Origin of the sequence: Curtobacterium sp. AG1037, assembly GCF_003349855.1 — a bacterium.
Lineage (GTDB): Bacteria > Actinomycetota > Actinomycetes > Actinomycetales > Microbacteriaceae > Curtobacterium > Curtobacterium citreum.
In genome coordinates this window covers 230,745-252,537 of the sequence record NZ_QQAO01000005.1, presented here as the reverse complement: position 1 = coordinate 252,537, position 21,793 = coordinate 230,745, and the positions used below count along the sequence as shown (strand labels likewise).

Below are 21,793 nucleotides of genomic sequence, written 5' to 3'. Positions count from 1 at the left end.
CCCCCACGAAAGGACCCCCATTGGACATCCGCGACTTCTCGCTGGACCTGTTCTCGCTCGCCGGCAAGCGGGCGATCGTCACCGGCGGCAACTCCGGGCTCGGACAGGCGTTCTCGCTCGCGCTCGCCAAGGCCGGCGCCGACGTCTTCGTCCCCAGCGTCGTCGACGACGACGGCACCACGCGCGCCCTGGTCGAGGCCGAGGGCCGTCGCTACGCGTTCCTCGAGGTCGACCTCACCGCCGCAGACGCCCCGGAGCGGATCGTCACCGCGTGCGAGGAACAGCTCGGCGGGATCGACGTGCTCGTCAACTCCGCCGGGATCTGCCTGCTCGACGAGGTCGACGCCTTCGACCGCGAGAAGTGGGACCCGATGGTGGCCGTGAACCTGACCGCACCGTTCGCGCTCGGGCACGCGGTCGGGAAGCGCTTCGTCGCGCAGGGTTCTGGGAAGATCATCAACATCGCGTCGCTCTTCGCGTTCCTCGGCGGGCAGTGGTCCCCGGCGTACGCGGCCACCAAGCACGGGATCGTCGGCTTCACGAAGGCGTACTGCGACGAGCTCGCGCAGCACGGCGTCCAGGTCAACGCGATCGCGCCCGGGTACTTCGCCACGAAGATCACTGAGCGCACGCGGTCGGACCCGGAGACGAACCAGCGCGTGCTCGACCACGTCCCGGCCGGCCGCTGGGGCGACGTCGCCGACCTGATGGGCGCGACCGTCTTCCTCGCCTCCCGCGCATCCGACTACGTCAACGGCCACACGCTCACCGTCGACGGCGGCTACCTCGTCCGCTGATGCGACCACCCGCGTCGCCCATCGACGGGACCAGGCGCGGCCGGGAAGCCTGTGGCGGGCCCGCCCCGCGCCTCCCGTCCGCGCTCCCGACGACCAGACCCACCGCACGCCACCAACGAAAGGTGCACCCCATGATCGACTCGATCGCCACCCTCGACCGCGCTGAGATCCTCGCGCACCTGGCCACCGTCGTCCGGCCCGACCAGCTCGAGACCGACCCGCAGCACCTCGCCGAGGCCAGCGTCGACCGGTTCAAGAAGTACCAGGCGGTGCACGGCATCCACGACGCCCCCACGCCGGTGGCGATCGTCAACGCCGAGTCCACGGCGGACGTCGCCGCAGTCCTGGCCTTCGCCGACGAGCACGTCGTGAACGTCGTCCCCCGCACCGGTCGAACCGGCACCGAGGGCGGCCTCGAGACGAGCGTCGTCGACACGATCGTGCTCGACTGCTCACGGATGGACGCCGTCCTGCGCGTCGACGAGGAGAACATGCAGGTCACGGTGCAGGCGGGCGTTCCGCTGCAGCGCCTCGAGGACGAGCTCCGTGCACGCGGCCTGACCACCGGGCACTCGCCGCAGTCGAAGCCCCTCGCGCAGTACGGCGGGCTCGTCGCCACCCGCTCGATCGGGCAGTTCTCGACCCTCTACGGCGCGATCGAGGACATGGTCGTCGGGCTCGAGGCGGTGTTCCCCGGCGGTGCCGTCCGTCGGATCAAGGCCGTCCCGCGCCGCTCGGCCGGCCCGGACATCCGCCACGTCGTGATCGGCAACGAGGGTGCGCTCTGCGTCATCACCGAGGTCACCGTCAAGGTCTTCCGGTACCAGCCCGAGAACAACGAGTTCCACGGCGCACTCGTCGACGACATGCGGACCGGCATCGCGATCCTCCGCGAGGTCGTCGTGAACGGCTTCCACCCGTCTGTCGTCCGGCTCTACTCGCCCGAGGACGCGAACCAGCACTTCGCGGACTTCTCGCAGGGCAAGTGCGTGGTCGTCTTCGTCGCCGAGGGGCCGAAGGGCATCGTCCGCGCGACGAGCGAGGAGATCCAGCGTGTGCTCGACCAGCACCCGCACACCAAGGTGGACCCGGCCCGGATCGAGCAGTGGTTCGACCAGCTCAACTGGGGGCAGGACAAGATCGACGCCGAGAAGGCCACGATGCTCCGTGACCGGCACCTCGGCTACACGACGGAGATCTCCGCCGACTGGTCCGCCGTCGGCGACGTGTACGACGCCGTCATGCGCCGCATCCGGACCGAGTACCCGCACGCCGACGACCTGACGATGCTCGGCGGGCACTCGTCGCACAGCTACCAGACCGGCACGAACATGTACTTCGTGTACGACTACCGCATCGACTGCTCCCCGGAGGAGGAGATCGAGAAGTACCACATCCCCCTCAACGCGATCATCGTCGAGGAAGCCCTGCGCCACGGCGGCTCGATGGTCCACCACCACGGCGTCGGCAAGTACCGCACGCCGTGGGTCGAGGAGGAGCACGGCTCGGCGTTCGCGATCATGCACGGCCTCAAGGCGCAGTTCGACCCGAAGGGCATCATGAACAAGGGCACGATCTTCCCCGCACCCGGGGCGATCCAGCCGGCAGCCGCCGACCCGGTGACCGACTTCGGGGCGACCCGCGCATGACCCGGTACCTCGTCGGCATCGACAACGGCTCGCAGTCGTCGAAGGTCACGGTCTTCGACGAGCGGGGCGGGGTCGTCGCCGAGGGGCGGGTCCCGCTACGACCGAACCACACCCCGGCGCCCGGGGTGGTCGAGCACCCGGACGACGACCTGTGGGACTCGATCGCGGCCGCGTGCCGGATCGCGATGGCGGCGTTCTCCGGGGACCCCGCCGAGATCGTCGGCGTCGGTCTCTGCACCATCCGGTTCTGCCGTGCCGTGCTCCGCGCCGACGGGTCCCTCGCGCAACCGGTGCAGTCGTGGATGGACGCGCGGGTGTCCGGGCCGTTCGCCGCCGAGCGCGACGACGTCGCCTTCGTCACGTCGTCCTCCGGGTACGTCACGCACCGCCTGACCGGTCGCTTCCGGGACGCCGCGGCGAACCACCAGGGCGTCTGGCCGATCGACACCGACACCTGGCGCTGGTCCGACGACCCGCGGGCGTACACCGCCACCGGGATGCGCCGCGACCAGCTGTTCGAGCTCGTCGATCCCGGCGAGGTCCTCGGGCACGTCACCCCTGCCGCGGCCGCCGCGACCGGGCTCCCCGCGGGACTGCCGGTCGTCGCGACCGCGAACGACAAGGCCGTCGAGGCGCTCGGTTGCGGCCTGCTCGACCCGACCACGCTGCTCGTCTCGCTCGGCACCTACATCGCCGGCATGTCGGTCGGGGCGCGGAACCGCACTGGGACCGACTGCTGGACGAACTTCGGGTCCGAGCCGGGTCGCTACCTGTACGAGTCCGGTGGTATCCGCCGCGGCATGTGGACGGTGAGCTGGTTCCGCGACCTGCTCGGCCCCGAGGCCGCGGCCGCCGCCGAGGCCGCGGGCGAGCGCGTCGAGGAACGCCTGAACCGTGAGGCCGCCGCCGTCCCGGCCGGCTCCGACGGACTCCTGGCGGTGCTCGACTGGCTCGCGCCGTCGGACGCGACGTTCCGGAAGGGGTCGCTGCTCGGCTTCGACGGGCGGCAGGGCCGGGCGCACGTGTACCGGTCGATCCTCGAGGGCATCGCGATGACGATGCGGGAGCGCACCGACGCGATGGCCGCCGAGCTCGACACGACGTACGAGCGCGTGGTCGTGTCCGGCGGCGGGTCGTCGTCCGACCTGATGATGCAGATCACCGCGGACGTGTTCCAGCGGGAGGCGATCCGCATGGTCGGCGACGGTGCGGCCGGTCGGGGTGCGGCGATCTGCGCGGCCGTCGCGACCGGGGTGCACCCCTCGTTCGCCGAGGCGGTGCACGCGATGGTCGTCGAGCGCGACCGCTTCCGGCCCGACCCGGGGAACGCCGCGGTCTACGACGCACTCCGCGCGGTGCACGCGGACGCGGCGGCGCACACCGACCCGCTCTACCGGCGGACGGCCGCGATCGTCGGCTGACGGTCGCCGATGCGACCGGACGGCGGGCGGGAGGATCGTGGCGGGCCCGCCACGATCCTCCCGCCCGCCACCCGCGAGCGGGTCAGAGCCAGTTCCGCTTCCGGAACACCACCCACAGGATGCCGGCGAGCGCGAGCATCGCGACGATGGCGGCGGGGTAGCCGTAGCGCCAGTGCAGCTCGGGCATGTGGTCGAAGTTCATGCCGTAGACGCCGGCGATCAGCCCGGGGGCGAACAGGATGGCCGCCCACGACGAGATCTTCTTGACCTCCTCGCCCTGCTTGTGCGCGGCGCGGGCGAGCTGCCGGCTCTCCTCGCCCTGCGCCAGGCTCGCGCTCGTCATCCGGCGCATGGCCTCGTTCTGCTCCTGGCTGACGAGGGTCGCGTGCAGCGTCAGTGCGTTCTCGAGGAGGGCCCGGAACGAGTCCACGCGCTCCGTGACGCGCAGCGCGTGGTCGAGCACGTTCCGCAGGCGGTGCTGCACCTCGTCGTCGACGCCGTACTTGTCCGCGCCGCGCAGGAGCCCCTGGACCATCGCGGGCACCGGGGTCGTGGCGCGCTGGAAGGCGAGGACCTCGCTGAGCAGCTGGTAGATCCGCTTCGAGACACCCGGGTCGACCTGGCCGGCGAACAGCTGGTCCTCGATGGCGTCGACCTGGTCCTGCAGGACCTCGACGACCGGCGCGTAGCCGTCGACGACCTCGTCGAGCACCGCCGCGGTGACGGCCTCGGAGCCCTTCGCCAGGAACTCCGGGTCGGCCTCGACGCGGCAGCGCAGGGCCGCCAGGTCGGGCTTCGCCGCATGCCGGACGCTGATCACGAAGCGGTCGCCGACGAACAGATGCACCTCCCCGAACTCGACCTCGTTCGTGTCGGTGCGGTGCCAGGCCGGTCGGAGCACCAGGAAGAGCGTGTCGCCGTACCGCTCGAGCTTGGCGCGCTGGTGGCCCTTCCGGGCGTCCTCGACGGCGTTCTCGTGCAGGTCGAACTCACTCGCGACGGCGGCGAGCTCGGCATCGTCCGGACGGAGCAGTCCGATCCAGGCGAGGTCGCCCCGGGTGTCGGGCGACAGGGTCGACGGACTGCCGACGCGACGTCCAGCGACGTAGACGGCGTTGTCGATGAGTGCCATGTCGTGCTCCTCGAGTGTCGGGAGCAGGCCGGCGCGAGACCCGGGCGGGCCGGGACGGGTGTGCACGCGCCCGGGCGTCCCGGGGGAGAGGGGGCGTACGTCAGCGAACGGGCAGGGCGACGACCGCGGCGGTCGTCCGGCCCGATCGAGGATGGTCACCCGACATCGCGCCTCACCTGCCCTTCCGGTTCGTCGTGCTGGTCCGTCCGTGCTGGACGGACCGAGGCCACCCGTCGTGACCGAGGGGCAACGCTACCCCGGTCCGGGCGGGACCACCAGCGCGGGGTGGTCACATGCCCCAGACGTCCCGGTTCGACGAGGCGACCGCGACGGCACCGGCACCGAGGGCCGCGACCACGTCGGCCTTGTCGCACACGAGACCGCCGGCGACGATCGGCACGTCGACGTCGTCGCGCAACCAGGTGAGCACGCGGGGCACGCACCCCGGCAGGATCTCCACCGCGTCCGGCTGCGACTGCGCCACGACCCGGGCGAGCTGGTGGTACGAGAACGAGTCGACGAGGAAGAACCGGTGCACGGCGACCAGCCCGGCCCGCTTCGCCGCCCGCACCAGGTTCGCCTTCGTCGACAGCACCCCGTCGGCGCGGGTGTTCGCCGCGAGCCAGGTGACCACGACCTCCCTGGCGGCGAACCCGTCGAGCAGGTCCACGTCGACGAGCACGGTCTTGCCGGTGGCCTTGCAGCGCTCGACGGTGTCGGCGACGTCGAGCACGCTGCCGTAGAGCAGGAAGACGACGCCGCGGTCCGACGCGAGCACGGCGTCGAGCGAGCCCGGGTCCTTGACACTCGCGACCACCGGGTCGTCGGCGAGCAGGTCGAACAGCACCGCGGCGCTCGTCGGCGTGTGGGCGGTCGTCATGCGCCCATTGTGCGCACATGCTCCTCGACGTCTTCGGGGAGCAGGTCGCAGCAGCCCGTTGCTGGCATCGTCCCGGACCCGGACCCGGACCCGGGCCTCTGTGCCGCGGTCCGCGCTCTCGGCGGACTGTGCAGCAGCGCAGGCGTTCCGGTTCGGTTCGGTTCGGCGACGGTCGTCTCCGTGCCGCTCGTCGGGACGGACGTGCCGGAGATGACGAAGGTCGCGTTCACGACGTCCGCCGGGCAGACGAGCGTCACGGAGATGGTCGCGGCGATGACGTCGATCACGTCGGTGCACTTCGCGCAGTGGCAGGACGGTGCGCTCGTGCAGAACGTTGAACTGCACCGGAGAGAGCAGGGTGCGTCCGCTTCGCCGACCGGGACGCGAGGGCTCGACTGGAACCGGCTGAACACCTGTCTCAACAGCATCGGGGTGAGTTGGGCGGTGATCGCGGTCCTCGGCCTCGCGTGCGGCGCCGCGTGCGCCACCGCCGTGCTGTGTACGCGGTGCCTGGCCGCCGCAGCGGGCTTCACCACCGGGACCATCGCGAAGTGCGTGTCCGTCGCCTGGGCGTAGCGATCCGGTCGGAACGGCGCGCTGCAGGTCGCAGCGCGCCGTTCCGCTGCGGGCGCTGTCCCGCTGCGGGCGCCGGGCTCCGGGCACAGGGGGTGCCGGGCGCGCGCCGGGTCAGCGCGTGACGCGCAGCCCCTGTCGCTCGAGCTCCGTCAACTGCCAGCCGAGCCACGGGCTCCACGCGAAGGGTGCTCCGGCGACGGACTCCCGGAGCGCGTCCTCGGAGACCCATGCCCACTCGGCGACCTCGTCGTCCGCGGGCGCCGGGACGTCGTCGGTCACGGCGCGGAACACCGGGCAGACCTCGTTCTCGACGATGCCCGAGGCGTCCACCGCGCGGTACCGGAAGTCGGGCAGCACGAGCTCGACGTCGCGGACGGTGATGCCCAGCTCGCGCGACGCTCGGCGGGCGACGCCGTCCTCGAACGCCTCGTCCGGGCCGGGGTGGCCGCAGAACGTGTTGGTCCACACCCCGGGCCAGGTCTTCTTCGTGAGCGCACGACGGGTGACGAGGACGTCGCCGTCGGTGTTCCGCACGTGGCACGAGAACGCCAGGTGGAGGGGAGTGTCGGTCGTGTGCACCGCGAACTTGTCCGCCGTGCCGACCGGGGTACGGTCCTCGGCCAGCAGGACGACGGTTTCCGGGAAAGTGTTCATCTGCCCCGATAGGTTAGGCCAATGAGCGAGGAAGCGGCCACCGTGGCGCAGATCGACCTGGGGTTGGTCGACGACTGCATCGAACGCTTCTTCGCCGTGTCCTCGGCCCGGGCCCGTCGCTTCGGCCGCCCGTCGGAGGAACTCTGGCGGGTGCTCCGCAAGGCGAGCATGGGCGGCAAGCGCTTCCGTCCCCGCATGGTCCTCACCGCCTACGGCTTCCTCGGCGGCACCGACCACCACGCGGCCGCGAACGTCGCCGCCGCCTACGAGCTCCTGCACACCGCCCTGGTCGTGCACGACGACGTCATCGATCGCGACTGGTCCCGCCGCGGTGAGCCGAACGTCGCCGGGTCGTTCCGCGACACCGGCACGACGGGCGGCCTCGCACTGCCGACCGCCGAGCACCGTGGCGTGAGCGCGGCCGTCATCGCCGGTGACCTGGCGCTGGTCGCCGCGGCCCGGTTCATCGAGGCCTCGGGCGTCACCGGCGAGCGACGCTCCCGGCTGCTCGAGATCCTCGACGACGCGGTCTTCGCGAGCGCGGCCGGCGAGATGACCGACGTCGACCTGGCGCACGGCGTGATGCCCTCGGTGGACGAGGTCCTCGCGATGGAACGGGCGAAGACGAGCGTCTACTCGTTCGAGGCGCCGCTGCAGTCCGGCGCGGTCCTGGCCGGCGCTCCGGAGTTCGTGGTCGAGGCGCTCGGGGCCTTCGGCCGCGAGATCGGGATCGCCTACCAGATCGTGGACGACCTGCTCGGGGTGTACGGCGACGAGGCCGCGACCGGCAAGTCCGTCCTCGGCGACCTCCGCGAGGGCAAGCGCACCATGCTCGTCGCCTACGCGGCCACCACGGACTGCTGGGACGACATCGCGCCGTACCTCGGCGACCCCGACCTGACCGAGGAGCGTGCCGCCGAACTCCGTGCGACCCTGGAGACCTGCGGCGCCCGCTCGGCTGCCGAGTCCCGGATCGCCGAGCACGCCGCACTCGCCCGAGCCGAGCTCGCGGCGCTGCCGTACGACCTCGCCGACCGACTGGAGGGCCTCGTGACCGAACTGCTGGAGCGCGTGCGGTGACCCAGACCGCACCCCCGCGTCTGCCCCTGTACGACGCGACGGCCGAGGCTGCGTCCGGGGTGGTCATCGAGCGCTACTCGACGTCCTTCGGACTCGCCAGCCGGCTGCTCACGAAGGACACCCGCGAGCACATCCGGAACGTCTACGCCCTGGTCCGCGTCGCCGACGAGGTCGTCGACGGTCCCGCGACCGAGGCCGGGCTCGACCACGACCTCGCCCGCACGGTCCTCGACGAGCTCGAGGCGGACACCGAGCGGGCGATGGCGCTCGGCTTCTCGGTGAACCCCGTCGTGCACGCCTTCGCCCGCACCGCCCGCGTCACCGGGTTCGGCCCGGAGCTCACGAAGCCGTTCTTCGCGTCGATGCGCATGGACCTCGAGCAGACCGAGCACGACCAGGAGTCCTTCGACCGCTACGTGTACGGCTCCGCCGAGGTCGTCGGGCTCATGTGCCTGCGTGCCTTCGTGCACCGCGCGGGCCGGCCGACGTTCGACGACACCGTGCTCGTGGACGGCGCGCGGGCCCTGGGCGCCGCGTTCCAGAAGGTCAACTTCCTCCGCGACCTGCACGCCGACTTCGAGGTCCTCGGCCGCTCGTACTTCCCGGGCGTCGACATCCGCTCGTTCGACGAGACGACGAAACGCCGCCTGGTCGCCGACGTGCAGGCCGACCTCGACCGTGCCGCGCTGACGGTGCCGCTGCTCCCCGCCGACGCGCGCAAGGCCGTCGGACTCGCGCACGCGCTGTTCCAGGAGCTCAACGACCGCATCGCGGCGACCCCGGCGGACCGGCTGGTCACCAGCCGGGTGCGCGTCCCGAACCCGGTCAAGGCCCGGCTCGCCGCGCAGGTGCTCGCCGGTCGCGCGCCGCTCGCGTCCCGGGCCGCGCACCATCGGACGGGAGGCTCGCGGTGACCCCGCCACGCGCCTCCGGTCAGAAGGCGGTCCCGACCACCCCGGGACGCACGGTGCCCGCCCGTCGTGTCGTCGTCGTCGGCGGTGGCATCAGCGGACTCGCGTCCGCCGCACTGCTCGCGCGGGAGGGCTACGCCGTCACGGTGCTCGAGCAGCGCGACCAGCTCGGTGGCCGCGCCGGTTCGTGGGAGCGCGACGGCTTCCGGTTCGACACCGGGCCGTCGTGGTACCTCATGCCCGAGGTGTTCGACCACTTCTTCCAGCTGCTCGGTACCTCCGCGGACGCCGAGATGGAGCTGATCAAGCTCGACCCGGGCTACCGCGTGTACTCCGAGGGGCACGACGAACCGATCGACCTGCTCGCCGACAGAGAGGCCAACATCGCGCTCTTCGAGTCGATCGAGCCCGGTGCCGGCGACCGCATGCGGAAGTACCTCGACTCGGCGGCCGACACGTACGCGATGGCCGTCCGCCGGTTCCTGTACACGACCTTCGAGGACCTCACGAAGCTCGCGGCGCCCGACGTGCTCCGTCGTCTGCCGAAGCTCGCGCGCCTGCTGCTCCAGCCGCTGTCGACCTTCGCGTCGAAGGCCGTCCGGGACCGCCGGCTGTGGCAGGTCCTCGGCTACCCGGCGGTGTTCCTCGGCACGAGCCCGTACGCGGCGCCGAGCATGTACCACCTGATGAGCCACCTCGACCTGGCCGACGGAGTGCTCTACCCGAAGGGCGGCATCACCGAGGTCATCGCCGCCGTCGAGCGCGTGGCCCGGCGCGAGGGCGTCACCATCGCCACCGAGTCGCCGGTCGAGCAGATCCTCGTCGAGGACGGCCACGTCACGGGTGTCGTCCACCGCGACGCGACCGGTGCCCGGCACACCCTGCCGGCCGACCTCGTCGTGAGCGCGTCGGACCTGCACCACACCGAGCTGCACCTGCTGGGCCCCGAGCACCGCACCTACCCCGAGGCGCACTGGCGGAAGCGCGATCCGGGTCCGAGCGCCGTGCTCGCGTACCTCGGCGTCGACGGCCCCGTCCCCGGGCTGCTGCACCACACCCTCGTGTTCACCGAGGACTGGCAGGCGAACTTCGGCGCGATCTTCGGCAAGGACCGGCACGTGCCGGACCCCGCGTCGATCTACGTGTGCGCGCCCTCGCTCACCGACGACTCCGTCGCGCCCGAGGGCACGAGCAACCTGTTCGTCCTCGTACCGCTGCCGGCCGACCTGTCCATCGGCAAGGGCGGCATCGACGGTGCCGGCGACGCCGAGGTCGAGCGGATCGCCGACCGGGCGATCGACGTCATCGCCGAGCGCGCCGGTGTCCCCGACCTGCGGGACCGGATCCGGGTGCGCCGGACGATCGGCCCGCAGGACTTCGCCGACGACTACAACGCCTGGAGCGGCTCGATGCTCGGGCCGGCGCACACGCTGGCGCAGAGCGCGTTCTTCCGCGAGAAGAACGTCTCGGGCAGGGTCCAGGGGCTCTACTACGCGGGCGCCTCGACGACCCCGGGCATCGGGTTGCCGATGTGCCTGATCAGCGCCGAGGTCCTGCTCAAGCGCATCCACGGCGACACGAGCACCGAACCGCTGCCGACCCCGCTGCCCTCGCCCGTGGGTTCGTCGCGGACCGCTGGCTGATGCCGGGGCTGTACCTCGCCGGACTGCTCGTGTCGATCACCGGCGTCGCGGTGCTCGACGCCCGCTACCGCCTGTTCTTCTGGCGGGCACCGTGGCGGGCGGCGACCGTGATGGCCGTCGGCCTCGTGTTCTTCATGGTGTGGGACGTCGCCGGGGTCGCCCTCGGCATCTTCTTCATCGGTCCGCAGGACCTGCTGACGGGCATCCTGCTCGCACCGGACGTCCCGCTCGAGGAGCTCTTCTTCCTGGTGCTGCTCTGCTGGACGACGATGGACCTGGTCGGGTTCGTCCGACCCGTGCTCGAACGCCGGGCATCGGCCGCGGGACGGTCACGGTCGTGAACGCCACCTACGCGCTCCTCGCGCTGCCGTTCTTCGCCGTGGTCGCCGTCGTCGCGGTCGTGGCGGGGGTCGTCGCGCGGCGTCGGGGACGCGGCGGTGCCGCCGCTCGGGGTTCCCGCCGGGTCGCTGTCGCCACCTCGGTCGTCGCGGGCATCGCCCTGCTCGTCATGACGATCGTGTTCGACAACGTGATCGTCGGCACGGGCGTCGTCGCGTACGACGCATCGCTGATCAGCGGGCTGAAGATCGGTGTGATCCCGGTCGAGGACCTGGCGTACTCGATCGCGGCCGTCGTGCTGCTGCCCAGCCTGTGGGTCCTGTTCGACCGCTCCACCCCCGTACCGGAGGAGACCCCGTGAACGCCACCACTGCCTCCAGGCCGTCGACCCTGCGCGCGCTGTTCGTGTCGTCGCGGCCGATCAGCTGGGTGAACACCGCCTACCCGTTCGGGGCGGCCTACCTGCTCGGCAGCGGGGTCGGCGTCGAGGGCGGCGGCGGGTTCTCGCTCGTCGCGTTCCTCGTCGGCGTCGTGTACTTCCTCGTGCCCTACAACCTGGCGATGTACGGGATCAACGACGTCTTCGACTACGAGTCCGACCTGCGGAACCCGCGGAAGGGCGGCGTCGAGGGCGCCCTGCTCGACAAGAGCGTGCACCGCACGACGCTCTGGGCCGTGGTCGTGACGAACGTCCCGTTCCTCGTGGCGCTCGTCGTGCTCGGGGCGCTGTCCGGCAACGGCCCGTGGTCGTGGCTGGTGCTCGCCATCAGCGTGTTCGCGGTGATCGCGTACTCGGCGCCGGGACTGCGCTTCAAGGAGAAGCCGTTCCTCGACTCGCTCACGTCGTCGACGCACTTCGTGTCGCCGGCGGTCTACGGCCTGGCGCTCGCGGGGCCCGTGTGGACCGGGCAGCTCGTCGCGGTGTGCGTGGCGTTCTTCCTGTGGGGCGTGGCCTCGCACGCGTTCGGAGCGGTGCAGGACGTGCTCGCGGACCGGGCGGGCGGGATCGGCTCCGTGGCGACGGTGATCGGCGCGCGGGCGACTGTGCGCCTGGCGTTCGTGGCGTACCTCGTCGCGGGCGTCGCGCTGCTGTTCTCGGACTTCCCGGGGCCGATCGCGGCGATCGTCGTCGTGCCGTACGCGCTCAACGTCCTGCCGTGGTGGAACGTCACGGACGCCGGGGCCGAGTCGGCGAACGCGGGGTGGAAGCGGTTCCTCTGGATCAACTACCTCGCCGGTTTCATCGTCACGATGGCGCTCATCGCCTACGCGTTCACGCACTGACCGGACCGGCCCGCCCGCCGTTCCGCCGCCGGGCGGTCCGTCGTTCCGACCGTCGATGGAGCAGCAGACGTCGAGTCGGCCCGCGGACACCCGACGTCTTCTGCTCCACCGACGAGACGCAGACGATCCCGCCCGCCTGCGCGCCCCCGCCGCAGCCCCTGACAGACTGGACGCACGCGCCGCGGGAGTCGTGGGGCGCCGGTCACGAAGGAGTGCACGCATGACGGTCCGCATCATCCACGTCGGTCTCGGAGGGTGGGGCGGCAACTGGGCCCGCACCGCCATCCCGCAGGTCACCGAAGTGGAGGTGGTCGGGCTCGTCGACCCGAGTGCGGCCACGCTCGAGGCCGTCCGCACCGACCTCGGCATGCCGGAGAGCAGCGCGTTCGCGTCCCTCACCGAGGCCCTCGCCGCGGTCGAGGCCGACGCCGTCGTCATCACCGCTCCGGCCGTCACCCACGTGCCGCTCGCGCTCGAGGCGCTCGAGGCCGGTAAGCACGTGCTCGTCGAGAAGCCGTTCGCGAACTCCACGGACGAGGCGCTGCAGGCCGTCCGCCGGGCCGAGGAGCTCGGCCTCGTGCTGCAGGTCAGCCAGAACTACCGCTGGTACCCGGCGCCCCGCGTCGTGCAGGAGCTGCTCGAGGCGGACGCCGTCGGGGAGCTCTCGGCGATCGACATCGACTTCCGGCAGTGGGACAACGACGAGCCCGTCGAGACCTACCCGCACTACCGGTTCCCGCACCCGATGATCAACGACATGGCGATCCACCACTTCGACCTGCTCCGGATGGTCACCGGTCGCGAGGCCGTCCGGGTGTACGCCCGCGCCTCGTACCCGTCGTACAGCAAGTACCAGGACGAGGCGATCACCTCGATGGTCATCGAGCTCGAGGGCGGCCTCGTCGTGAGCTACCGCGGCAGCTGGCTGAGCCGGGCGCCGCGCACCGCCTGGGCCGGCGAGTGGAGCATCCAGGGCGAGGACGGCGAGCTCTGGTTCACGAGCCGCGACGGCTCGCCGAGCGAGGTCGCCGGTGACCGCGTCACGCTCCGGAAGGACCAGGACGCGGCGGCAGAACCCGTCGAGCTGCCCTCGATGCAGCACGCCGACCGGCAGGGCGGGCTGCAGGCCTTCGCCCGGTCGGTCGAGGGCGGTCCGGCTCCCGAGACGAGCGGCCGCGACAACCTACGGAGCCTCGCGGTCATGGAGGCGGCGGGGCGCTCGGCGGTCTCCGGCGTCCCCGAGGACGTCGTCCTCCCGGACTGACCCGCGCCGCTCGGCGCAGCAGCGCGCGCCGCACCGGACGGGAGGCACGTGGCGGGCCCGCCACGTGCCTCCCGTCCGCTGTCCGGCTGCGCCGGGCGGCTCCGCTGAGACCACGCCGGTCCCGCACTGGTAGGCACGATGCATGGCCAAGGACAGTCTCCCCGAGCTGGAGCTCGCGAACGTACGCACGCGTGAGCGGCTCACCGACAGCGTCGCCGAGATCCGGCGGCGCTCGGACGTGCCTGCGCGCACCCGGCTCGCCGTCGCGAAGGCGCGCCAGCGCTGGCACCGCGACCCCACCCCGCTCGTGGCGATGGGCATCACGGCCGTCACCGGCATCGCGGCGATCGTCCTCGGGGCGCGCATCGGCCGGACCGACGCCGGGCACCTCGACCGACCGCCGGCGTCGACGGCGTTCACCGCCCTGCTGCCGTTCGGCGCCCGCGGCGAGCCGGACCCGGACCAGGCGAAGGGCGGACGCAAGGGGCGGAAGGCCCGTCGGAAGGCGGCCGAGGATTCGCTCGAACGCGACCCGGTGCACCGGAACCGCGTGAAGCAGCGGGCCGGCATCTCGGCCGTGCAGCGTCGGGCGACGGCGAACCGGAAGCAGGCCGCGAAGCGGTCGAAGGCGGCGGCGAAGGCCCTCGCGAAGACGAAGGGCTGAGCCGATGGCGCGCAAGCAGCACGACCTGGACGACCTGCAGCACAAGCCCGCGCCGGACGACCCCCGGAAGCCGGACAGCCCGGCGGACCTCACGAAGCCGTCCTTCACCTACACGCTCAAGAAGACCCTCCGGGAGTTCTCGAGCGACCAGTGCACGGACCTCGCCGCGAGCCTGACCTACTACACGGTGCTCGCGCTCTTCCCGGGCCTGCTGGCCATCGTGTCGATCCTCGGCCTGGTGTCGAACCCGAAGGACACGATCGAGACCCTGCTCGACGTCGTGCGGAACGTCGGCGGCGGACAGGTCGCCGACCTGCTGCAGAGCCCGATCGAGGGGCTCGTCCGTTCGCCCGCGGCCCCGATCACGTTCATCGTCGGTGTGCTCGGCGCGCTCTGGTCGGCGTCCGGGTTCGTCGGGGCGTTCGGCCGCGCGATGAACCGGATCTACAACGTCCGCGAGGGCCGCCCGATCTGGAAGCTCCGCCCGACCATGCTCGGCGTCACGGTCTTCACCGTCGTGCTGCTCGTCGTCGGCCTGCTCGTGCTCGTCTCCGGGCCGCTCGCGCGCACGTTCGGAGACGTCGTCGGCCTCGGTGACGCGGCCGCGCTCGTCGTCTCCATCGTGCAGTGGCCGATCCTGCTCGCGATCATGATCGTGATCGTCGCGGTCCTGTACTACTGGGCGCCGAACATCCGGCAGTCGAAGTTCAAGTGGGTCAGCGGCGGAGCCTTGCTCGCGATCACGATCTGGATCGTGGCGAGCGTCGGGTTCGGCTTCTACGTCGGCAACTTCTCGAACTACAACGCCACGTACGGATCCCTCGGAGGCGTGATCGTCTTCCTGCTGTGGATCTGGATCACGAACAACGCGCTGCTGTTCGGTGCGGAGTTCGACGCCGAGCTCGAGCGCGGCCGGCAGCTGCAGGCGGGCATCCGGGCGGAGGAGGACATCCAGCTCCCGGAGCGGGACACCCGGCAGATCGAGAAGCAGGACGAGCAGCACGCGAAGGACGTGCTCGAGGGCATCCGGATCCGGGAGAGCGCGGGACGCACCAAGGACTGACCGCGTCCGGTCCACGGCCTGGAGGCACGGTGCGGGTCCGCCGCGCACCGTCCGTAGGGTGGTGGGCATGACCGACACCGCACCTGCCGCCACCCGTCCCGTCGCCCTCGTCACGGGCGCGACCCGGGGGATCGGCCGCGCGATCGCGCTCGACCTCGGGCGGACGCACCGCGTCCTCGTCGGTGGACGCACGGCCGCCGCGGTCGACGCCCTGGTCGCGGAGCTGCCGAGCGCGGCGCCGTTCGTCGGGGACCTCGGCGCCGGTGACCTACCCCCGCTGCCCGACCGGCTCGACGTGCTCGTGCACTCCGCCGGGGTCGAGCAGGGCACCCGGATCGCGGACACCCCGCGCGACGTGTGGGAGTCCGTGTTCGCCACGAACGTCTTCGCGGTCGCCGAGCTGACGCGGGCGGCGCTCCCGGCACTCCGGGCGGCGCGGGGCATCGTCGTGCCGGTGAACAGCGGCTCCGGGTTCGTCGCCGGACCGGGCGGGGGCGTGTACGCGGCGTCGAAGTTCGCCCTGCGTGCGTTCGCCGACGCCCTGCGTGAAGAGGAACGGGCGAACGGCGTCCGGGTGTCGAGCGTGCACCCCGGTCGCACGGACTCCGACATGCAGCGGGCGCTGACCGAGAAGCTCGGCGAGGACTACGACACCGCGTACTACCTCGCCCCGGAGGACGTCGCCGCCGCGGTCCGCACCGTGGTCGACCTGCCGGTGCGCGGGACGATCGAGTCGCTCGCGATCCGGCCGACCCGGCGGCGCTGACCAGCCCGGGCAGGCCGCACCGGCCGCGGCCCCGGGGCGGTCGTCCCGCGCTCGCCGCGGCCTACCGCAGCTCGATCCTCGTCGTCAGGTCGAGCCGCTCCAGGAACGTCTCGTCGTGGCTCACCACCACGAGGGCGCCTCGGTAGGCCCGCAGGGCGTCCACGAGCTGGTCGACGCTCGTCAGGTCGAGGTCGTTCGTCGGCTCGTCGAGCACGAGCACCTGCGGCGGCGGGTCCGCGAGCACGAGCGCGGCGAGCGCCACCCGGAAGCGCTCCCCGCCGGACAGGGCCCCGGCCGGGCGGTCGACGGTGTCGCCGCGGACCAGGAACCGGGCCAGGCGGTTCCGGACCTCGGCGACCGGGACGTGCGGGGCGTCCCGCCGGACGTTGTCGAGCACCGAAGCGGTGTCGTCGAGCGTGTCCTTCCGCTGCGGCAGGTACGCCACCCGGTCGACGTGCGGGACGGCCGAGGTCTCCGGCAGCGGGTGCTCCCGCGCGTCCGGCACCCCGACGAGCTGGTCGAGGAGCGTGCTCTTGCCGACCCCGTTGTCCCCGACCACGGCGACCCGCTCGGGCCCCTGCACGATCGTCTCCCGGCCCCGCACCGTCACGGTCGCGATGCGCCGCGACGCCGGGACGTCCGGGTCGGGCAGGGTCACGTGCAGGGACTCGTCGTCGCGCAGGCGGGACTCGGCCTCGTGCTTCGCGGACAGGGCCGCGGCCTCGTCCTCGGCGTACCCGGTGCGGAGCTTCCCCGCGGTCTGCTCGCCGCGCTTCCGCATCTCGTTCGCGAAGATCTTCGGCATGCCCTCGGCGGCCTTCCGGCCCGAACGGGCGCGGCGGGCGATCTTCGTCTCGGCCTCGATGCGCTGTCGCTGTTCGGCGCGGTGCCGCTGCTCGGCGACCCGGACCTCGCGCTCGACAGCCGCCTGCTGCACGGCGACGTGCGCCTCGTACTGCGCGTACGTCCCGCCGTACACGGTCGCCGAGCCCTGCCGCAGCTCGACGGTCTCGTCGACGTGCTCCAGGAGCTCGCGGTCGTGGCTGACGACCACGAGGGTCCCGCGCCAGTCGTCGACCAGGTCGAGCAGCAGGCCGCGGGCACGCCGGTCGAGGTTGTTCGTCGGCTCGTCGAGGAACGCCACCGGTCGGCCGCGCAGCCGGATGCCGGCGACCGCGGCCAGCACGGCCTGCCCGCCGGACAGCGTCGCGACCGGCCGGTCCAGGACGGCGGCACCCGTCCGGATCCCGGCGAGACCGATCGCGCCCAGCCCGATCCCGTCGAGGGCGGCGGCGGCTCGCTCCTCGAGGTCCCAGTCGTCCCCGACGGCCTCGAAGTGCTCCGGGGCCGCGTCCCCGTCGAGGATCGCGCGGAGTGCCGTCAGCGCCGGGCGGATGCCGAGCAGGTCCGCGACCGTGTCCTCGGGGCGCGTGGCGAGCCGCTGCGGCAGCAGGTCCACGGAACCCGACGTGCGGACGGTGCCCGACGTGGGGTTGAGCTGCCCCGTGACGAGCCGGACCAGCGTGGACTTGCCGGCCCCGTTCCTCCCGACCAGGCCGGTGCGGCCGGACCCGAAGGCGGTGAACAGGTGGTCGAGCGCGACGGTGCCGTCGGGCCAGGTGAAGGTGACGTCGTGCAGGACGACGGAGGGTGTTGCGGGCATGGGGGTGCCTCCCGGATCGTGAGCTGGGCGCACGACACCGGACCCGCGGCGACCCGGAGGGGTCGACGGCGCGGACACGCCCGACGGGGCGCGACGATCACGGTGTCAGCGCGAGGACTGCGCGGTACCGGTGATCGACTGCAAGGCGGCTCTTCCGTCGGGGACCCCCGTGTCCGCCACCCGTGCCGCCGGTCGGTCTCCCGCCCCGGCAGCCCCGCGGTGACGACGAGGTGTCACCCACCGTACGGCTGGACCCGGCCCCAGGCAAGAGATGACAGGCAAGAGGTGACAGGCTGGACGCATGCCGGAGAACCTGCTGCCGAACCCGACCGCGAACCCCGCGACCCTGCTGCCCGAGGAGCCGGAGGTGACCGCCGCGCTCGCCGCCGACGCCCCCGTGTCGAGCGTCGTCGTGTCGCACCCGTCCTCGAGCCTGGCGTGGGCGCTCCTCGCCGACGAGGCCTGGGAGCGCGGCGCGACCCTGGAGTCCTACGCCTACGCCCGCGTCGGGTACCACCGCGGCCTCGACGCCCTGCGGAAGGCGGGCTGGCGTGGCGCCGGACCCGTGCCGTGGTCGCACGAGCCGAACCGCGGGGTGCTCCGGGCGCTGTTCGCCCTGCGGCGCGCGGCCGAGGCGATCGAGGAGCCCGGCGAGCCCGAGCGGCTGACGGACTTCCTCGACCAGAGCGACCCGGAGGCGCTCCGCGCGCTCACCGCGGGCCAGTAGCGCCGGGCTTCGCGCCGGGACGCTGCGCGCCGCTGGAGGCCCGCGTCGCGTCCCGCACAACGGAAAGCACTCCGCACCACGCAATCGCGTGGCACGGAGTGCTTTCCCTTGTGCGCAGGTGCACCGCACCACGCAGGTGCACCGCACCACGCAGGTGCACCGCACCACGCAGGTGCACCGCACCACGCAGGTGCACCGCACCACGCAGGTGCCGCCATCGGCGGCCCGGCGCCCTACCCGAGCACCACGCTCCACGAGAACGCCTGCGGCCACAGCTGGTGCTCCGGCAGCACGTCGAGCCCGCACGCCCGCGACCCCAGCCCGTGCTGCGCCGCGTCGAGGTACAGGTACGTGTGGTCCGGCGTCGGCAGCTCGTACGGGTGCATCGCCTTCCCGATCTGCTGCGCGGTCCACGGCGACAGCGTGAAGCCCGCCCGGTGCGCCCCCACCGTCGTCACCGTGAACGGACCCACCGACAGTGCACGCAGCTCCGGCCGGTGCCCCGTCTCCTGCGGCATCGAGTACTCGACACCGAGCGAGTGCACCGGAGCGCTGAACCGTCCGACGCGTGCTGCGTGCGACGAGTCCGCGTAGGACTCCAGCGGCCCCGTCCCGAACCAGTCGGCGGACCCGTCGAGCAGTCCGGCGGGCAGGTCGAACCGGACGCCGATCCGGGGCCACGTGACGTCCCAGGCGCCGAAGGGCACCGCGTCCGTCTGCAGCAGCAGTCCCGCGTCGGTCAGGGTCCAGCGGTGTGTCACGTCGACGCCCCATCCGCTGTTCGCCGCCGCCACGCGCACGCGCTGCTCCAGCCCGTGGTCGGTCCGGGTCACCGCGACGAGCCGGTGCGTCAGCCGGTCGAGCCCGCGGTCCCGCCAGCGCTCTGCCGAAGCCGGGGCGTCCGGGTCACCGACGCCCGCGGTGAGCACCGGGTCGGCCGTCTCGTACCCGCCCTGCGACGACAGGCTGTCGTTGTCGGTCGGTGCGCGCCACAGCTCCAGGCGTGGCCCCGCCACCTCGTGCCCCTTCCAGGACACCAGGTCGCCTCGGGCGCTGAACGTCCCCTCGCCGAGACGGTCGCCCTCCCACCCCGTCCTGGAGGCCCGTGGCACGTCCGTCGGTCGGCTCGCGACGAGCCGCTGGGCGCGTGCCACGACGTGGCCGGTGTCCGCCCACGCGGTCGGGCCCGCCAGCTCTGCGGTGACGTCGAACCACAGCTCCTCGCCCGCGGCCGGTGCGGCCGTCGCGGCGGCGAGCACCTCGTCCGGCACCGGCACCGTGGCGGACTCCCGCGCGGCGACGACGCCGGGGGCGAAGCGTCCGGAGGCCTCGACGACACCGTTCCGGCTCAACGTCCAGCAGAACCGCAGTCCCGCGGTCGAGGCCGAGTGGTACCGGTTCTCGACCAGCACGGTCCGCTCGCCGAGCGAGAACCGGATCGGGGCGACCACGGCGGCGAACTCCGCCAGTCCCGGGGTGGGGCTGTCGTCGGGCAGCACGAGACCGTCCATCACGAAGTTGCCGTCGTGCACGACCTCGCCGAAGTCGCCGCCGTACGCGTAGTAGTCCGTGCCGTCGGCGGTCCGGGCGAGCAGCCCGTGGTCCCGCCACTCCCACACGAAGCCGCCGTGCAGCCGGGGGAAGCGGTCGACCAGGGCCTCGTACTCGGCGATCTGCCCGGGGCCGTTCCCCATCGCGTGTACGTACTCGCAGTGCAGGAACGGCTTCGAGCGCTGCCGTGCCGCCTCGGCCGGACCGCACTCCATGAGCGGCGTCGGGGTCCCTCCGCCGATCGACTCGGTCTCCTGCAGCGTCGGGTACATCCGCGAGTAGACGTCGGTGTACTCACCCGTGTAGTCGCCCTCGTAGTGCACGGGCCGCTCGTCGTCGCGGTCGTGCACCCACTGCGACATCGCGGCGAGGTTCCGTCCGGTGCCGGACTCGTTGCCGAGGGACCACATCACGATCGACGCGTGGTTCTTGTCGCGTTCGACCGTCCGGGCGATGCGGTCCAGGAACGCGTCGCGCCAGGCCGGGTCGTCCGAGGGGTTCCCGACCCAGTCGGTGAACAGGAAGCCGTGCGTCTCGAGGTCGCACTCCAGCACGACCCAGAACCCGAGCTCGTCGGCCAGGTCGAGCACGCGGGGGTGCGGCGGGTAGTGCGAGGTGCGGATCGCGTTGACGTTGTTCCGCTTCATCAGCGCCATGTCGGCGCGGGCGTGCTCCTCGTCGAAGACCCGCCCGCGCACCGGGTGGGTCTCGTGCCGGTTCACACCGTGGAAGACCACGCGCTCGCCGTTCACCAGGAAGCGGTCGCCGACGATCTGCACGGTGCGGAAGCCCAGCCGGAGCGCGACCGTCTCACCGCCAGCACGTCCGCCGGCGGCCGTCCCGGTGGACACCGTCGCGTCGTACAGCCGGGGGAGCTCGGCGCTCCACGGCTCGACACCCTCGACCGTGATCGGTGCGACGTCCTCCGGGGTGCCCCAGGTGACGTCCACGTCGAGCGACGGCACCGTGAACCGGACGGGGAACGCGGCGTCGAGCGTCGGGAACGTGATGGTCCCCGTCCCGGTCGACGGGCGTCCCGAGGCGGCGGTGCCCGCGGTCGCGGCGTCGCCGAGCGTGGCGGTCCAGCCGACTCGGACGAACACGTCGTCGACGGGCGCGGTCGGGCGGGCGAGCAGCGTGACGGAACGGAAGATCCCGGGCAGCCACCACTGGTCCTGGTCCTCGAGGTACGAGCCGGCGCTCCACTGGTGCACGCGGACGAGCAGCTCGTTGTCACCCGCGCGGAGCAGCGGGGTCACGTCGAACTCGGTCGCCAGTCGCGACCCGGTCGACCATCCGACGAGTTCGCCGTTCAGCCACACCCGGAAGTGCGACTCGACGCCGTCGAACCGGAGCAGCACGCGGGCCGCCGCGTCGAACGACGACGGCAGCGAGAACGTGCGTCGGTGGTCGCCGGTGGGGTTCTCCTCCGGCGGGTGCGGCGGGTCGATCGGGAACGGGTACTGCAGGTTCGTGTAGCTCGGCGCACCGTGCCCGTGCAGGACCCAGTGCGACGGGACGGGCAGGCTGCCCCACCCGTCCTCCACCCCCGGGAGCGGGACGTCCGCGACCGGCGACCACCGGAAGTCCCAGTCCCCGTCGAGCGACAGGGAGGGGGCGTCGGTGTGCAACCAGGCCCGCGGCGCGAGCCGGGTGTCCGAGCCCGGTGCCGTCGAGGCGAGCGCGTCGAGTGCGTCGAGCGCATCGGGCGTGGTGCTGGTGGTGATGG

20 protein-coding genes are annotated in these 21,793 nt (G+C 72.5%); 15 read left to right on the top strand and 5 right to left on the bottom strand.

Annotated features, from left to right (window positions below; translation table 11 throughout):
* The first annotated feature begins 20 nt into the window (after positions 1 to 20).
* The 3 genes from DEU32_RS09760 to DEU32_RS09750 all read left to right on the top strand — a co-directional run bounded on the left by DEU32_RS09760 (position 21) and on the right by DEU32_RS09750 (position 3,867).
* Positions 21 to 797, top strand: a complete 777-nt coding sequence (locus tag DEU32_RS09760; RefSeq protein WP_114850340.1) for an SDR family oxidoreductase — start codon at positions 21 to 23, stop codon at positions 795 to 797.
* A 131-nt stretch (positions 798 to 928) separates the two neighbouring features.
* Positions 929 to 2,446: an FAD-binding oxidoreductase gene (locus DEU32_RS09755; RefSeq protein WP_114850339.1), complete on the top strand. Its 1,518-nt coding sequence runs from the start codon at positions 929 to 931 to the stop codon at positions 2,444 to 2,446.
* The gene (locus tag DEU32_RS09750) at positions 2,443 to 3,867 is read left to right on the top strand and encodes an FGGY-family carbohydrate kinase (RefSeq protein ID WP_114850338.1); all 1,425 of its coding nucleotides are present in this window, start codon (positions 2,443 to 2,445) and stop codon (positions 3,865 to 3,867) included. Before DEU32_RS09755 ends, DEU32_RS09750 begins: the two co-directional genes overlap by 4 nt.
* A gap of 82 nt (positions 3,868 to 3,949) precedes the next feature.
* Here DEU32_RS09750 and DEU32_RS09745 read toward each other — a convergent pair whose 3' ends face one another.
* Both DEU32_RS09745 and DEU32_RS09740 read right to left on the bottom strand, forming a co-directional pair.
* Positions 3,950 to 4,999: a magnesium and cobalt transport protein CorA gene (locus tag DEU32_RS09745; RefSeq protein WP_114850440.1), complete on the bottom strand. Its 1,050-nt coding sequence runs from the start codon at positions 4,997 to 4,999 to the stop codon at positions 3,950 to 3,952.
* 289 nt (positions 5,000 to 5,288) lie between these two features.
* Positions 5,289 to 5,879, bottom strand: a complete 591-nt coding sequence (locus tag DEU32_RS09740) for a glycerol-3-phosphate responsive antiterminator (RefSeq protein ID WP_114850337.1) — start codon at positions 5,877 to 5,879, stop codon at positions 5,289 to 5,291.
* 180 nt (positions 5,880 to 6,059) lie between these two features.
* Between DEU32_RS09740 and DEU32_RS09735 the strand changes: the two genes are divergently transcribed.
* Positions 6,060 to 6,455: a hypothetical protein gene (locus DEU32_RS09735; protein ID WP_114850336.1), complete on the top strand. Its 396-nt coding sequence runs from the start codon at positions 6,060 to 6,062 to the stop codon at positions 6,453 to 6,455.
* Between the two features lie 111 nt (positions 6,456 to 6,566).
* Here the strand turns inward: DEU32_RS09735 and idi are convergent, their stop codons facing one another.
* Entirely contained in the window at positions 6,567 to 7,109 is a 543-nt protein-coding gene (gene idi / locus DEU32_RS09730; protein ID WP_114850335.1) for an isopentenyl-diphosphate Delta-isomerase, read from the bottom strand.
* Positions 7,110 to 7,130: 21 nt separating this feature from the next.
* Between idi and DEU32_RS09725 the strand changes: the two genes are divergently transcribed.
* The 10 genes from DEU32_RS09725 (at position 7,131) to DEU32_RS09680 (ending at position 16,123) form a co-directional block, all read left to right on the top strand.
* On the top strand, positions 7,131 to 8,189 hold the full coding sequence (locus tag DEU32_RS09725; protein WP_114850334.1) for a polyprenyl synthetase family protein: 1,059 nt from the start codon (positions 7,131 to 7,133) through the stop codon (positions 8,187 to 8,189).
* Entirely contained in the window at positions 8,186 to 9,103 is a 918-nt protein-coding gene (locus DEU32_RS09720; protein ID WP_114850333.1) for a phytoene/squalene synthase family protein, read from the top strand. Before DEU32_RS09725 ends, DEU32_RS09720 begins: the two co-directional genes overlap by 4 nt.
* On the top strand, positions 9,100 to 10,743 hold the full coding sequence (crtI, locus tag DEU32_RS09715; protein ID WP_114850332.1) for a phytoene desaturase family protein: 1,644 nt from the start codon (positions 9,100 to 9,102) through the stop codon (positions 10,741 to 10,743). The genes DEU32_RS09720 and crtI overlap by 4 nt, the downstream gene beginning before the upstream one ends.
* A complete protein-coding gene (locus DEU32_RS09710; protein WP_114850331.1) occupies positions 10,743 to 11,084 on the top strand; it encodes a lycopene cyclase domain-containing protein in 342 nt (113 codons plus the stop codon). The genes crtI and DEU32_RS09710 overlap by 1 nt, the downstream gene beginning before the upstream one ends.
* On the top strand, positions 11,081 to 11,443 hold the full coding sequence (locus DEU32_RS09705; RefSeq protein ID WP_114850330.1) for a lycopene cyclase domain-containing protein: 363 nt from the start codon (positions 11,081 to 11,083) through the stop codon (positions 11,441 to 11,443). Before DEU32_RS09710 ends, DEU32_RS09705 begins: the two co-directional genes overlap by 4 nt.
* Entirely contained in the window at positions 11,440 to 12,366 is a 927-nt protein-coding gene (locus DEU32_RS09700; protein ID WP_114850329.1) for a prenyltransferase, read from the top strand. The genes DEU32_RS09705 and DEU32_RS09700 overlap by 4 nt, the downstream gene beginning before the upstream one ends.
* Positions 12,367 to 12,586: 220 nt before the next feature.
* Positions 12,587 to 13,630 carry a Gfo/Idh/MocA family protein gene (locus DEU32_RS09695; protein ID WP_114850328.1) on the top strand — a complete coding sequence of 348 codons (1,044 nt, stop codon included), beginning with the start codon at positions 12,587 to 12,589 and terminating at the stop codon, positions 13,628 to 13,630.
* A gap of 142 nt (positions 13,631 to 13,772) precedes the next feature.
* Positions 13,773 to 14,294: a hypothetical protein gene (locus DEU32_RS09690; RefSeq protein ID WP_114850327.1), complete on the top strand. Its 522-nt coding sequence runs from the start codon at positions 13,773 to 13,775 to the stop codon at positions 14,292 to 14,294.
* Between the two features lie 4 nt (positions 14,295 to 14,298).
* Positions 14,299 to 15,357 (top strand): YihY/virulence factor BrkB family protein, encoded by a 1,059-nt coding sequence (locus tag DEU32_RS09685; protein WP_258554831.1) that lies wholly within the window; start codon positions 14,299 to 14,301, stop codon positions 15,355 to 15,357.
* A gap of 67 nt (positions 15,358 to 15,424) precedes the next feature.
* On the top strand, positions 15,425 to 16,123 hold the full coding sequence (locus DEU32_RS09680) for an SDR family oxidoreductase (RefSeq protein ID WP_114850438.1): 699 nt from the start codon (positions 15,425 to 15,427) through the stop codon (positions 16,121 to 16,123).
* A 61-nt stretch (positions 16,124 to 16,184) separates the two neighbouring features.
* On the opposite strand, the gene DEU32_RS09675 is transcribed toward DEU32_RS09680, so the two are convergent.
* Positions 16,185 to 17,786: an ABC-F family ATP-binding cassette domain-containing protein gene (locus DEU32_RS09675; protein WP_114850326.1), complete on the bottom strand. Its 1,602-nt coding sequence runs from the start codon at positions 17,784 to 17,786 to the stop codon at positions 16,185 to 16,187.
* 301 nt (positions 17,787 to 18,087) lie between these two features.
* Between DEU32_RS09675 and DEU32_RS09670 the strand changes: the two genes are divergently transcribed.
* Positions 18,088 to 18,513 (top strand): DUF3151 domain-containing protein, encoded by a 426-nt coding sequence (locus DEU32_RS09670; protein WP_114850325.1) that lies wholly within the window; start codon positions 18,088 to 18,090, stop codon positions 18,511 to 18,513.
* 233 nt (positions 18,514 to 18,746) lie between these two features.
* On the opposite strand, the gene DEU32_RS09665 is transcribed toward DEU32_RS09670, so the two are convergent.
* The gene (locus DEU32_RS09665) at positions 18,747 to 21,791 is read right to left on the bottom strand and encodes a glycoside hydrolase family 2 TIM barrel-domain containing protein (RefSeq protein ID WP_114850437.1); all 3,045 of its coding nucleotides are present in this window, start codon (positions 21,789 to 21,791) and stop codon (positions 18,747 to 18,749) included.
* Between the last annotated feature and the right edge of the window lie 2 nt (positions 21,792 to 21,793).

Coding starts and splice junctions, on each gene's coding strand:
- DEU32_RS09755 (WP_114850339.1), top strand. CDS start 929: ATGATCGACTCGATCGCCACCCTCGACCGCGCTGAGATCCTCGCGCAC.
- DEU32_RS09750 (WP_114850338.1), top strand. CDS start 2,443: ATGACCCGGTACCTCGTCGGCATCGACAACGGCTCGCAGTCGTCGAAG.
- DEU32_RS09745 (WP_114850440.1), bottom strand. CDS start 4,999: ATGGCACTCATCGACAACGCCGTCTACGTCGCTGGACGTCGCGTCGGC.
- DEU32_RS09740 (WP_114850337.1), bottom strand. CDS start 5,879: ATGACGACCGCCCACACGCCGACGAGCGCCGCGGTGCTGTTCGACCTG.
- idi (WP_114850335.1), bottom strand. CDS start 7,109: ATGAACACTTTCCCGGAAACCGTCGTCCTGCTGGCCGAGGACCGTACC.
- DEU32_RS09725 (WP_114850334.1), top strand. CDS start 7,131: ATGAGCGAGGAAGCGGCCACCGTGGCGCAGATCGACCTGGGGTTGGTC.
- DEU32_RS09710 (WP_114850331.1), top strand. CDS start 10,743: ATGCCGGGGCTGTACCTCGCCGGACTGCTCGTGTCGATCACCGGCGTC.
- DEU32_RS09695 (WP_114850328.1), top strand. CDS start 12,587: ATGACGGTCCGCATCATCCACGTCGGTCTCGGAGGGTGGGGCGGCAAC.
- DEU32_RS09690 (WP_114850327.1), top strand. CDS start 13,773: ATGGCCAAGGACAGTCTCCCCGAGCTGGAGCTCGCGAACGTACGCACG.
- DEU32_RS09685 (WP_258554831.1), top strand. CDS start 14,299: ATGGCGCGCAAGCAGCACGACCTGGACGACCTGCAGCACAAGCCCGCG.
- DEU32_RS09680 (WP_114850438.1), top strand. CDS start 15,425: ATGACCGACACCGCACCTGCCGCCACCCGTCCCGTCGCCCTCGTCACG.
- DEU32_RS09675 (WP_114850326.1), bottom strand. CDS start 17,786: ATGCCCGCAACACCCTCCGTCGTCCTGCACGACGTCACCTTCACCTGG.
- DEU32_RS09670 (WP_114850325.1), top strand. CDS start 18,088: ATGCCGGAGAACCTGCTGCCGAACCCGACCGCGAACCCCGCGACCCTG.